The sequence below is a fragment of the Streptomyces sp. ISL-66 genome (genome assembly GCF_018614135.1).
Classification (GTDB): domain Bacteria; phylum Actinomycetota; class Actinomycetes; order Streptomycetales; family Streptomycetaceae; genus Streptomyces.
Genome location: NZ_JAGGOW010000115.1, coordinates 41,768 through 53,672, shown reverse-complemented (window position 1 = coordinate 53,672; position 11,905 = coordinate 41,768). Strand labels below are relative to the sequence as shown.

The following is an 11,905-nucleotide window of genomic DNA, read 5'->3' as shown; positions in this document are numbered from 1 at the left end:
CACCGGGGGCGGCGCCTCCGGCGGTGCGGCCGCGGCTTCGGCCCGCAGCCGGGTGGGTGGCGCGGGCCAGGCCCGCCGCCGTTCCGCCTGACCTTCGACGACGTACGCACGGCCACGACGCCGGGCAGCGCTTCTCGCGCCGCCCGGCGTCGTGCTGTGCCCAGCGCCGTCCCGGGCCGCTACCGGACCATCTTGACCTGGAGCTTCGCCAGGGTGTTCAGGTCCAGGCCGAGGCCCTCGGTCAGGTAGCCGTAGAAGCCGCCGAAGTCGGCCTCCATCCGCGTGGTCGCCGCGTCCAGGTAGTCCTGGCGGACCTCCTGGAGCGGGATCAGCAGATCGGGGTTCTGCATCCGGCCGGACTGCTTGAGGGCCGCCCGCAGCTGGGCGTCGTACGCGCCGCGGAAGGTGTTCGAGGCCAGGTAGTCGCGCTCGGCGGTGTCCTGTGGGACGGCCAGCGCACGCAGCAGGACGTAGCTCATCCAGCCCGTCCGGTCCTTGCCCGACGTGCAGTGGAACAGCAGCGGGCCCTGCTTGCCGTCGGCGATCTCCCGCAGCGTGGTGGCGAACTGCGCCCGGTTCTCGGGGCTGGTGACGAACGTGCGGTAGATGTCGCGCATGTAGGCCTCGGCGCGGCCGCCGCCCAGCATCTGCTCCTGCTTCACGGGGTCGCCGCTGGCTATGGCGCCGACCAGGGTCCCGTACAGGCCGAGGTCGCTGACGGGGCGGGCGGTGGAGGACAGGCCGGCGGGCAGCTTGTCCGCGCCGTCGTACTGGACCTCCATGGGGATGCGGAAGTCGACGGCCTTCGTGAGACCGAGCCCGGACAGGGTGGTGATGTCGGCCGCGGTCAGCTTGCCGAGCGCGTCGGAGCGGTAGACCAGGCCCTGGCGGACCTGGCTGCCGGACCAGGTGCGGTAGCCCCCGAGGTCGCGGACGTTGACCGCGCCCTCGAGGGGGATCTGGCGAATGGTTTCCGACAGCTGCTGGTGATGCCGGGCGGAGGTGGAGGCGGAGGTGGCACTGTTCGCCGGCGCGGCGGACGCGGCGACGGGCAGGGTTGCGACGGCGAGGGCGGCAGCGAGCACCGCGGTCGCCAGGCGGATTCGGGCACGGCTCATGAGGGGCAACTCCTGTAACGGAGAAGGGAATCACCCTGTGGGTGGCAGGGTGCCTGACTACTGAGGGGGGATTTCGTGCCGGGTGACGACGTGGGGGGCGGCCAGGCCGTGCAGTCGTTCCAGCACGGCCTGTGCCTCGGCCATGACGCGCGCGACGAGCTCCGCACAGGACGGAAGGTCCTCGATCACGCCCGCGACCTGACCCGATGCCATGACGCCGAGGTCCGTACGGCCCTCGACCATGGACGCCTTGAGGAGCATGGGGGTGTTCGCGGCGAGCAGCACCTGGCTCCAGGACAGGTCCCTGCCGTGTTTCATCGCGAGGCCGTCCCGGACCATCTGCGGCCAGGACAGGCCGGACAGCTTCTTGAAGCCGGCCGCGTGCCGCACCGCCTCGGCCAGCGCCTTCGTACGGCCCGCGCGCTCCAGGGACATGACGAGCTCGCTGCGGAGCATCCGGTGCGGTAGCCCGTCGACGGCCGTCGTGACGGTGACGTCCTTGACGCCCGCCTTCAGGTACTCGGCCTTGACCGCGTCGGGGACGGTGGAGTCGGAGGTCAGCAGGAACCGGGTGCCCATGGCGATGCCGGCCGCCCCGTAGGAGAGCGCGGCGACCAGCCCGCGGCCGTCGCTGAAGCCGCCCGCGGCGATCACCGGGATGTCCACGGCGTCCACCACCTGCGGCAGCAGCACGGTCGTGGCCACGTCACCGGTGTGCCCGCCGCCCTCGCCGCCCTGCACGATCACCGCGTCCGCGCCCCAGGCCGCGACCTTCTCGGCGTGCCGGCGGGCCCCGATCGAGGGGATCACCACCACGCCCGCGTCCTTGAGCCGTGCGATCAGCTCCTTGGACGGGGCCAGCGCGAACGAGGCCACCCGTACGCCCTCGTCGATGATCAACTGGGCGCGTTCGGCCGCGTCCCCGGCATCCGCCCGCAGATTGACCCCGAACGGCGCGTCCGTACGGGACTTGACCTCGTGGACGGCGGACCGCAGCTGGTCCATCGTCATCGTCGCCGAAGCCAGGATGCCGAGCGCACCCGCGTTGGCCGCCCCCGACACCAGACGCGGGCCCGCCACCCAGCCCATGCCCGTCTGCACGATCGGGTGCTCGACCCCGACCAGCTCGGTGAGTGCCGTCTCCATCGGATCAGACCCGCACTTCCCGGTCGCGCAGCCCCTTGGGATCGATGACCTCGCGGATCAGCCGCAGCTCCTCGGGGGTCGGCTCCCGGGTGTACGGGACCTCGTCCGGGGCCGCCAGCTCGAAGCCGGTGGCGGCCCGGACCTGCTCGACCGTGACCCCCGGGTGCAGCGAGGCCAGCCGCATGCGGTGGTCGGGGCCGGCGAAGTCGAAGACGCCGAGGTCGCTGACCACGCGGGGGAGGCGGTGGTAGCGGGTCACCCCGGCCGCCTCGGCGCGGTCGTAGCCCACCCCGCTCACCATGTCGACGCGCTCGACGAACACCCGGGTGGAATGCTTGGGGATCCAGTAACTCACCGGGTTGTTGAGGGTGTTCACGGGAGCGCCGCGCACCCCGAGGAGCTGGCGGGCCGGGCGCGCCCAGTCTCCGATGCACGAGATGTTCTGGTTGCCGAACCGGTCGATCTGGCTGGCGCCCATCATCACGTGGCGGCGGCCGCCCGTGACCATGGTGAGGTGGCGGCGGTACGGGAGCCAGCCCTCGGCCGTGCCGTCGAGGCCCACCAGCATGGCTTCGCCGTCGGTGAGCAGCAGGTCGGGGGAGAAGGTCCGCTTCGCCAGCCGGGCCCCGAACGAGGGCACCAGGCCCATGGGGCTGGCCAGCACCTCGCCGTTGTCGCGCCACGCCTCGGCGCAGGCGATCACGCAGTACTCCGCACGGCTGACGGTGGTGTTCGTGCTGCTCACTGCTGCTCCTCGTGCCAGGCCTGGACGGCGCACTGGTAGGCGTGCTCGCTGCCCCCCGAGAGGAAGCGCTCGGCGAACTCCGGCCAGGGGGTGGTCGCGTACAGCTTCTGGAAGGCCTCGTCGCGGTCGTAGTCGGGGGCGCAGGAGGTGAAGTGCGCGCCGTTCGGGCTCTCCACGACGCCGGTGACCGAGTGCCGGCTGACGAGGAGGGACTGCGGGGGCCCGGCCTTGGAGAGCTCGGCGGTCTCGACGATCTGCTCGCAGGAGACGTAGGCGGTGTCGGCGGCCTCGCAGAAGAGGTCGTCGAAGTACGGGTCCGGGCCCAGATACTGGGCGTTGCCGTGCCGGTCGGCGCGGTTGAGGTGGACCAGGGCGGCGTCCATGCGCAGGGCGGGGACGGCGACGAACTCCTCGCCGTCGGCGTAGGGCGAAGTGACGGTGCGCAGCTCGGGGTTGACGCGCATGACGTCGGAGCCGAGGCCGGCACGGACCGGGAGGAAGGGCAGCCGGTTGGCGGCGGCGTGCAGGCCCCACATGAACATGGCCTCGTCGAGCTCGGTCAGCGGGAAGGCGCCGTTCTCGCGGGCGGCCCGGTAGTGCGGCTCCAAGGGGATGGAGTCGAGGGTGACGAAGGGAGTGACCAGCTTGGCGATCTTCCCGGCGGCGGCGAGCAGCCCGACGTCGGGGCCGCCGTACGAGATCACCGTGAGCCCGGTGACCTCGGAGCGGAGCAGTGCGCGCACCAGGGCCATGGGCTTGCGCCGCGCACCCCACCCGCCGATGCCGACGGTCATCCCGCTGCGCAGCCGTCCGACGGCCTCGTCGGCGGTCATCGTCTTGTCGCTCCGGTTGTCGCTCTGGTTGTCGCTCCGGCCGGTCATGCCGGTCCCTCCTTTCCGAAGGTGTCGCGGACCCGGTCGGCGACCCCGCTGAGGTTGGCCTCGAAGGTGAAGCCCTGCTCGAAGCGGTAGCTGCGGCGCACGTCCACCGGGTCGATGCCGTTGATGGCCGCTTTGGCCAGCCGGATCAGGTAGCCGTCCTTCTTCGCGATCTCGGCGGCCAGCTCCAGGGCGGCCGCCCGCAGTTCCGCGCGCGGGACCACCTTCCACACCGAGCCGTGCGCGTGCAGTTCGGCCGCGGTCGCGGTGCGCGAGGTGTAGTAGAGGGTGCGCATCAGGTGCTGGGGGACGAGCCGGGCGAGGTGGGTGGCGGCGCCGAGGGCGCCCCGGTCCAGCTCCGGCAGTCCGAAGGTCGCGTCCTCGGAGGCGACGATGGCGTCGGCGTTGCCGACCAGGCCGATCCCGCCGCCGAGGCAGAAGCCGTTCACGGCCGCCACGACCGGCACCTCGCACTCGTACACGGCGGCGAAGGCCTCGTAGCAGCCCCGGTTGGCGCCGATGAGCGAGGCGTGGCCGGTGTCGCGCTGCATCTCCTTGATGTCGACGCCGGCGTTGAAGCCGCGGCCCTCGGCGGCGAGGACGACGCACCGGACCTCGGGATCGCGGCCGGCCGCGCGCAGGGCGTCGGCGAGCTCGTACCAGCCCTGTACGGGCAATGCGTTGACGGGCGGGAAGTCGACCGTGAGGAGTGCGATGCCCTTGCCGGGGCTTGAGGTGGAGACACCCATGAGAGGATCAGCTACCTTTCCACCAAACATTTGTTAGGTGAGGAAGGTAGCAGCCGATGGAGCTCAACGGGAGGGTCGTCGTCGTCACCGGCGGAACCCGCGGCGTCGGCGCCGGGATCGCGCGCTCGTTCCTCACGGCGGGAGCCGAAGTCGTCGTCTGCGCGCGACGGCCGCCGGAGGAACCGGTCGCGACGGAGGGCCGCTCGGCGTCCTACGCCGCCCTCGACCTGCGCGACCCCGCCGCCGTACAGGACTTCTTCGCCACGGTCGCCCGGCGCCACGGACGCCTCGACTGCCTGGTCAACAACGCCGGCGGAACCCCGTACCGGCTGCTCGGCGAGGGCGAGGCGCAGCGCCACGCGAGGGTGCTGGAGCTGAACCTGACCGCCCCCATGACCGCCTCGCTGGCCGCCTACCCGTGGCTGCGCGAAGCGCGCGGATCGGTGGTGATGATCGGCAGCGTCAGCGGCACCCGCCCCTCGCCGGGGACCGCCGCCTACGGGGCCGCGAAGGCCGGCCTGGAGAACCTGGCCCGGTCCATGGCCGTCGAATGGGCCCCCGACGTACGGGTCAACTCGCTGGTCCTGGGCATGGTGCGGACCGAACTCGCGCACCTGCACTACGGCGACGAGGCGGGCATCGCGGCGGTCGGCGCGACCGTCCCGCTGGGACGGCTGGCCGAACCCTCCGACGTGGGGGAGGCGGCCGTGTTCCTGGCCTCCGACCGGGCGGGATACGTGAGCGGGGCGAGCTTGCTCGTGCACGGGGGCGGCGAGCGCCCGGCGTTTTTGGATGCGGCAACCGCGAACAAGGAGAGCTGACATGGGACTTGCCGAAGACCGTGTGGTCATCGTGACGGGCGCCGGGCGCGGACTGGGCCGGGCCCACGCGCTGGCCTTCGCGGCGGAAGGGGCCCGGGTCGTCGTCAACGACCTGGGAGTCGGACTGGACGGGCTCCCCGCGGCGGACGGCCCGGCGGCGCTCGTGGCCGACGAGATCCGGGCGGCCGGCGGCCAGGCGGTCGCGCACGGCGGGGACATCGCCACCGCGGAAGGGGCGGCTTCGCTGGTCGAGACGGCCGTCTCGACCTTCGGGCGGCTGGACACCCTGGTCAACAACGCGGGGTTCCTGCGCGACCGGATGCTCGTGAACCTCGACGAGGACGACTGGGACGCGGTGATGCGCGTGCACCTCAAGGGGCACTTCCTGCCGCTGAAGCACGCGGCGGCGCACTGGCGGGCCGAGGCGAAGGAGGGCCGCCGGGTGGCCGCGCGCGTGGTCAACACCTCTTCGGGGGCCGGGCTGTCGGGGTCGGTCGGACAGGGCAACTACAGCGCGGCCAAGGCCGGGATCCTCGGGCTGACCCTGGTCGCGGCGGCGGAGATGGGCCGCTACGGCGTCCAGGTCAACGCGATCGCTCCGGCCGCGCGGACCCGGATGACGGAGCGGACCTTCGCGGACACCATGACCGCCCCCGAGCCCGGGTCCTTCGACGCGATGGCCCCGGAGAACGTGTCCCCGCTGGTGGTGTGGCTGGGCTCCGACGCCTCGGCCGGAGTCACGGGCCGCGTCTTCGAGGCGGAGGGCGGCCGGATCACGGTGATGGAGGGCTGGCGACCGGGTCCGACGGCGGACAGGGGCGCGCGATGGACTCCCGCCGAGGCGGGCGAGGCCGCGGCGAAGCTCCTGTCGGCGGCGGAGGCGCCGCGGGGGGTGTACGGGGCGCGGTGAGGCGTGCGGGCCCCGCCCCTCAAGCGCCGACGGGGCTGAATCGGGCCGGGCCCCGGGGGAGTTAGGCGCACAGCCGCGCAAGCGGATGTTGTGGCCCGGCCAGAAAGGCGCCGGGCCCGGCCCCCTGGCGAGGGGTCGGGCCCGGATCCTTCACTCGTGCGCTGCGGTATCTCTACCCAGTGCATCCACCCGCTGAACCGCAGTCGGCCCATCATGTTGTCCACTTTCTGCGCGGAGACGGCCGGTTCCCGGGGTCCCGCGCCTACGCGGCCGCGGCCGTCCGCCCCGGCCCGTACAGCTCCTGCCACGCCGCCCGCCCGGAGGGGTGTGTTCCGGCCGCGCGGGCCGGGCACACCGCCGGTATGAGCGGCGAGATGGTCTTCCTGGTCGTCCTGGGCGGCGTCGTCTTCGTCTGGGTCGTGTTCGTGACGGTGATCGACTACCTGGCCGTGGGCAAGCGCAAGAGCGCGAGCGGCGGCAGTGACAGCGGGGGCGGTGTCGGAGGCTGCGGCGGGGGAGACGGCTGCGGCGGGTGCGGCGGCTGCGGCTGCGGCGGGTGAGCGCGGTGAGCGCCGGGGCCGCCTTTCGCGGTCCGGGCGGTCCTGTCGGCCCCGGCGGTCCGGGCGGTCGTACTGGTCTGGCCGTCCTGTCAGTCCTGTCAGTCGTGTCAGTCCGGGCCGTCAGGTGTCGCACTCCAGCACCGTGTGGCACAGCCCGCAGCGGGCCCGGAGCGGTCCGGCGTGTGCGGGCAGGCGCAGCCGCTGCTCGCACACCGGGCAGGGGAAGCTCACGCGGAGTTCGCCGCCCGGCCCGGGCTCCTCGAAGCGGTACGCCGCCCCGTGCCCCGGAGCGGTCCCGCCCGCCCTGCGGTCCCGCAGGTAGCGACGCCGTTCCGGCCGGCCCGCGGCCGCCAGGGGGGCCCGGCGCAGGTCCTGGTCGGCCAGGGCGCGACCGCGCACGTACGCCTCGTAGGCCTGCGGGCTGGTGAACCAGGCGGAGAGGTCCTCGCCCAGCAGCCGCCCGCGCTTGGCGAGTACGTAGCCGAACTCCTCCGGGGTGAGGTAGCCGAGCTTCTGGTGGGTGAGCTCGTCCTCGCGGTAGGCGTCGAGCAGCAGCCAGCCGGCGCCGAGGTAGGCGGCGGCGGTGTCCGTGAGGATCTCGTTGGCCGCGATGGTGGGAAACCGCAGGTCCAGGCGGTGCAGCAGCACGTGCGTCACCTCGTGGGCGAGGGCGGCCGCCAGATCGCGGCGATGGACGCGGAAGCGGTCGTTGACCTCGATGAAGTACTCGGGGCCGGCCGTCAGTTCCACGGTGGCCGCCTCCTCCATCGCGCGGAAGCCCACCACCATGCGCGCCTCGGGCAGCCGCAGCGCCCGGACCATCGAGGAAGCCACCCGGTGCGCGCCGAGGTGCAGGTCGTCGGAGGGGCCGAAGGCCGCGTCGGCGGGGGCGAAGGACGTGTCGTAGGAGCGGACGCCGTCGGCCGAAAGGCGCCGGAACAGCGCGGTGAGGGACTGGCGGACGGTCTCCAAATGCGGAAATCCGTGCTGGATCGGGCTGCTGTGCCTGCCCTTCTGCGTCATCAGGCCTCCCTCGCCGCACATTGTCCGAAAACACGTTCTTGATGCCGACCGTACGTGCGATGTGTCATGGACCCGTCATTTCCTCGTCATGCACCCGATGACGCGCAAGGCCCAACCCCCCACGAAAGGCAGCGTGTCGACCGTGTCGAACCTTTCCCGCACTCCGCTCCGGTTCCTCAAGCGCACCCTCGCCGTCGGAGCCGTCGCCCTCGCGGCCGTCAGCCTCCAGCCCGGCTCCGCCACCGCCTCCACCGCCCCGGTCGTCGGCGGAACCCGCGCCGCCCAGGGCGAGTTCCCCTTCATGGTGCGCCTCTCCATGGGCTGCGGTGGCGCCCTCTACACCCAGCAGATCGTCCTCACCGCGGCCCACTGCGTGAGCGGCTCCGGCAACAACACCTCCATCACCGCCACCGCCGGAGTCGTCGACCTCAACAGCTCCAGCGCCATCAAGGTCAAGTCCACCAAGGTGCTGCAGGCCCCCGGCTACAACGGCACCGGCAAGGACTGGGCCCTCATCAAGCTCGCCAAGCCCATCAACCTGCCCACGCTCAAGATCGCCGACACCAAGGCCTACGACAACGGCACCTTCACCGTCGCCGGCTGGGGCGCCACCCGCGAAGGCGGCAGCCAGCAGCGCTACCTCATGAAGGCCACCGTCCCCTTCGTCTCCGACGCCTCCTGCCAGGCTTCCTACGGCAGCTCCCTCGTGCCCGCCGAAGAGATCTGCGCCGGCTTCGCCCAAGGCGGCGTCGACACCTGCCAGGGCGACTCCGGCGGCCCGATGTTCCGCCGCGACAGCGCGAACGCCTGGATCCAGGTCGGCATAGTCAGCTGGGGCGAAGGCTGCGCCCGGCCCGACTTCCCCGGCGTCTACACCGAGGTCTCCACCTTCGCCGGAGCCATCAAGAGCGCGGCCGCGACCCTCTGAGACCCCGCGGCCGCCCCTCCTGCTCCTCCTGCCCTCTGGGGCCGCTCCCTCGTCCTTCCGGCCCTGCTCGAACGGGCCGGAAGGACGAGGCGCGATGCCCCAAACGTACGTACGGTCGACCGGAGTGCCGGGAGGCCCGGACAGTGCAGCTCCGGCCCCGCGGCACGCTCCCGGCGGCCCGCCCCGCGGTTGCGGGCCCACGCGGGCACAGGTCCCATGGGAAGAACCCACCGGGTCGGAAAGCACTAGCAGCGGGCGACATTGGGGCAGGCGGGACATGGCGATCAGAGTGATCATCGCGGACGACCAGGAGATGGTCAGGACCGGATTCCGGATGATCCTCGAAAGCCAGCCGGACATCGAGGTGGTCGCCGACGTGGTCGACGGCGAAGCCGCCCTCGCCGCCGTAGCGGCACACAGGCCCGACGTCCTGCTCCTCGACATCCGCATGCCGAAACTCGACGGCCTCGAAGTCACCCGACGCCTCTGCGGCCAAGACAAGCCGCGCATCGTCATCGTCACCACCTTCGACCTCGACGAGTACGTGCACGCGGCACTCCACGGCGGAGCGTCCGGCTTCCTCCTCAAAGACGCGAGCCCGGCCATGCTGGTTGAAGCCGTCCGGGCGGCATCCGTCGGAGACTCGCTCGTCTCGCCCGCCATCACCGTCAGGCTCCTGCGCGAAATGGCCCCACGGACCCCCGCCTCGGTGGCCGCCCGCCGCCCCGCCGAACCCCTGACCGACCGGGAACGCGAAGTCGTACGCTGCCTCGCGCGCGGCCTGACCAACGCCGAGATCGGGGGCGAGCTCTTCGTCTCCCTCTCCACGGTCAAGACCCACCTGGCCAACGTCCAAGCCAAACTGGACGCCCGCAACCGCGTCGAAATCGCCGCCTGGGCCTGGGAAAGCGGCCTGGCAAGCACCCCGGCGTGACCCCCGGGCCATGTCAGCCTCGGCGGCGTTTGAGGCGCGGGGTCCGGGGCGGAGCCCCGGGAGGCTGGCGGGCAGGGTTTCGGACGGCATTGGCTGGTACGGGTGTGACCCCCGGGCCATGTCAGCCTCGCCGGCGTTCGAGGCGCGGGGTCTGGGGCGGAGCCCCAGGAAGCCGACGCGCAGCGCTTGCGACGACACCGGCGCCCACGGGTGTGGGCACCGCCGCCGGGCACAGCCGCCTCCGTCGAAGCCCCCGCCCCACCCGCGGAGCAACCCGCGGAGCCACCCGCCCGGGGTTTCGTCACCCGAGGTCCACCAGTGAGCCCCCTGGGGCCATGGGCCCGCCGCCACCCCTACGCCGCCGACTGGATCCGGATCACCCTCTCCGTCACCCTCCTCGCCCTCGTCAGCTTCGAGGGCGTCGTCCTCGCCCGCCAGCCCAGCACCCCGCACGCCGCCGTCTGGGCGTCCGGCATCCTCGTCTGCCTCAGCGCCGCCCCCTGGCCCGGCATCCCGCTCCTCGTCCGCGCCTGGTTCGCCGTCGCCGTCACCTGGACCGTCACGCTCCTCCTGATCTTCGGCCATCACCCCCTCGTCGTCTGGGGCGGCGGCGAGGCCATCGCCCTGCTCGTCCTCCTCAGTCAGATCCTGGTCCGCGCCCCCGCACCCACCGCCGCCGTCCTCGGCCCGTTCCTGGGCCTCGGATGCATGGCCGTGCCCGTCCGGGACACCGATCCTGGCCGGTTCACGCTGCTCTTCTCCGTGCTCGCCGTCGTCGTCGCCGCGTACTCCCTGCTCCTGCGCCTGCAGTCCGTCCAGCGCGTGCGCGAGCTGCGCGCCGTACGCAGCGCGGAGCGCCTGGAGCTGGCGCGCGAGCTCCACGACCTGGTCGCCCACCACGTGACCGGCATCGTCGTCGAAGCGCGGGCCGCCCGGTTCACCAAGGTCTCCGCCGAACGGGCCGAGGAGATCTTCGGCCGCATCGAGGCCGCCGGAGACGAAGCCCTCGGCTCCATGCGGCGCCTCGTCAAGATCCTCCGCGAGGGCGCCGAGGACACTGGAACGGGACCGGGCGCCGGATCCGGCACGGGACCGGCGGCAGCCGCCGGCACCGCCCCCGTCGCCGGCCTCCGGGAGATCCGCGGGCTGACGGAACGCTTCGCCGTCACCGGCCCGCCCGTCGTCCTCTACATCGAGGAAGACCTGGAGGCCCGCCTCCCCGCCGACGTCGCGGCCACCGCCCACCGCATCGTCCTCGAAGCCCTCACCAACATCGGCAAGCACGCCGCCACGGCCACCGCCGTCCGGATCGGCCTGCGCACCGTCCCGGCCGGCCTGGAGGTCCGCATCGCCGACGACGGCGGCCGCCCGGCCCGGCTCTCCGAGAGCGCCGGCGGCGGCGGTTACGGACTCGTCGGCATGGCCGAACGAGCCGAAGCCCTCGGCGGCTCCCTCACCGCCGGCCCCGCCCCCGAGGGCGGCTGGCTCGTCACGGCGCTCCTACCGCTCCAATAGAAGGGCGGTCCGGACAGAGAAGCGGCCGGACAGAGAGGTGGCCGGACAGAGAGGTGGTCCGGACGGAGGGGGCGGCTCGGACGGAGGGGCGGTCCGGACGGAGGGGCGGTCCGGACGGAGGGGCGGTCCGGACGGAGGGGCGGTCCGGACGGAGGGGCGGTCCGGATCCGGACAGCGCCCCGTCTCACTGACCGGCCGGCCGGCGAACCACCCGCGCACGCCACGTATTCTCGGGAACCATGAACACCAGCGACATCGACGAGACCGTCACCGCCGAGCTGGCCCGTCTGAGGGACAGCATCGACAACATCGACGCGGCCGTGGTGCACATGCTCGCCGAGCGCTTCAAGTGCACCCAGCAGGTGGGCCACCTCAAGGCCCGCCACCAGCTGCCCCCGGCCGACCCGGGCCGCGAGGCCAGCCAGATCGCCCGGCTGCGCCAGCTCGCCGAGAACGCCAAACTCGACCCCGCCTTCGCCGAGAAGCTCCTCAACTTCATCATCGCCGAGGTCATCCGCCACCACGAGACGATCGCCGCGGGCGAAGAGTAGAACCCCGGGGGCCACTGGGGCCCGGCG

The 11,905-nt window shown here is 72.7% G+C and carries 13 protein-coding genes; 7 read left to right on the top strand and 6 right to left on the bottom strand.

The features are described 5' to 3' along the window. Positions 1-179: 179 nt before the first annotated feature. Genes J7E97_RS22085 through J7E97_RS22065 form a run of 5 tightly spaced genes read right to left on the bottom strand, consistent with a single transcriptional unit; the run spans position 180 to position 4,636 of the window. Positions 180-1,118, bottom strand: coding sequence for a tyrosine-protein phosphatase (locus tag J7E97_RS22085; RefSeq protein ID WP_215030057.1), 939 nt, complete (start codon positions 1,116-1,118; stop codon positions 180-182). Positions 1,119-1,175: 57 nt separating this feature from the next. Continuing rightward, positions 1,176-2,264: a nitronate monooxygenase family protein gene (locus J7E97_RS22080; protein WP_215030054.1), complete on the bottom strand. Its 1,089-nt coding sequence runs from the start codon at positions 2,262-2,264 to the stop codon at positions 1,176-1,178. Between the two features lie 4 nt (positions 2,265-2,268). Continuing rightward, the gene (locus J7E97_RS22075) at positions 2,269-3,009 is read right to left on the bottom strand and encodes a CoA-transferase subunit beta (RefSeq protein WP_215030051.1); all 741 of its coding nucleotides are present in this window, start codon (positions 3,007-3,009) and stop codon (positions 2,269-2,271) included. Next, positions 3,006-3,890 (bottom strand): CoA transferase subunit A, encoded by an 885-nt coding sequence (locus J7E97_RS22070; protein ID WP_215030048.1) that lies wholly within the window; start codon positions 3,888-3,890, stop codon positions 3,006-3,008. Before J7E97_RS22070 ends, J7E97_RS22075 begins: the two co-directional genes overlap by 4 nt. Beyond that, complete coding sequence (locus J7E97_RS22065) at positions 3,887-4,636, bottom strand: enoyl-CoA hydratase family protein (protein ID WP_215030046.1); 750 nt, start codon at positions 4,634-4,636, stop codon at positions 3,887-3,889. The genes J7E97_RS22070 and J7E97_RS22065 overlap by 4 nt, the downstream gene beginning before the upstream one ends. Positions 4,637-4,692: 56 nt before the next feature. On the opposite strand from J7E97_RS22065, the gene J7E97_RS22060 reads away from it, so the two are divergent. The 3 genes from J7E97_RS22060 to J7E97_RS22050 all read left to right on the top strand — a co-directional run bounded on the left by J7E97_RS22060 (position 4,693) and on the right by J7E97_RS22050 (position 6,927). Then, positions 4,693-5,457 (top strand): SDR family oxidoreductase, encoded by a 765-nt coding sequence (locus J7E97_RS22060; RefSeq protein WP_215030044.1) that lies wholly within the window; start codon positions 4,693-4,695, stop codon positions 5,455-5,457. Between the two features lies 1 nt (position 5,458). Next, a complete protein-coding gene (locus J7E97_RS22055) occupies positions 5,459-6,367 on the top strand; it encodes an SDR family oxidoreductase (RefSeq protein ID WP_215030042.1) in 909 nt (302 codons plus the stop codon). Positions 6,368-6,729: 362 nt separating this feature from the next. After that, the gene (locus tag J7E97_RS22050; protein WP_215030039.1) at positions 6,730-6,927 is read left to right on the top strand and encodes a hypothetical protein; all 198 of its coding nucleotides are present in this window, start codon (positions 6,730-6,732) and stop codon (positions 6,925-6,927) included. A gap of 120 nt (positions 6,928-7,047) precedes the next feature. On the opposite strand, the gene J7E97_RS22045 is transcribed toward J7E97_RS22050, so the two are convergent. After that, positions 7,048-7,950: a hypothetical protein gene (locus tag J7E97_RS22045; protein WP_215030037.1), complete on the bottom strand. Its 903-nt coding sequence runs from the start codon at positions 7,948-7,950 to the stop codon at positions 7,048-7,050. A 133-nt stretch (positions 7,951-8,083) separates the two neighbouring features. Here J7E97_RS22045 and J7E97_RS22040 point away from each other — a divergent pair, with 133 nt between their 5' ends. From J7E97_RS22040 to J7E97_RS22025, 4 genes are all read left to right on the top strand, one after another. Further along, positions 8,084-8,878 (top strand): serine protease, encoded by a 795-nt coding sequence (locus J7E97_RS22040; protein ID WP_308346638.1) that lies wholly within the window; start codon positions 8,084-8,086, stop codon positions 8,876-8,878. Between the two features lie 277 nt (positions 8,879-9,155). Next, positions 9,156-9,812, top strand: coding sequence for a response regulator transcription factor (locus J7E97_RS22035; protein WP_215030033.1), 657 nt, complete (start codon positions 9,156-9,158; stop codon positions 9,810-9,812). 318 nt (positions 9,813-10,130) lie between these two features. Continuing rightward, entirely contained in the window at positions 10,131-11,327 is a 1,197-nt protein-coding gene (locus tag J7E97_RS22030; protein ID WP_308346637.1) for a histidine kinase, read from the top strand. A gap of 239 nt (positions 11,328-11,566) precedes the next feature. After that, positions 11,567-11,878, top strand: a complete 312-nt coding sequence (locus J7E97_RS22025) for a chorismate mutase (RefSeq protein WP_215030031.1) — start codon at positions 11,567-11,569, stop codon at positions 11,876-11,878. The last annotated feature ends 27 nt before the right edge of the window (positions 11,879-11,905 follow it).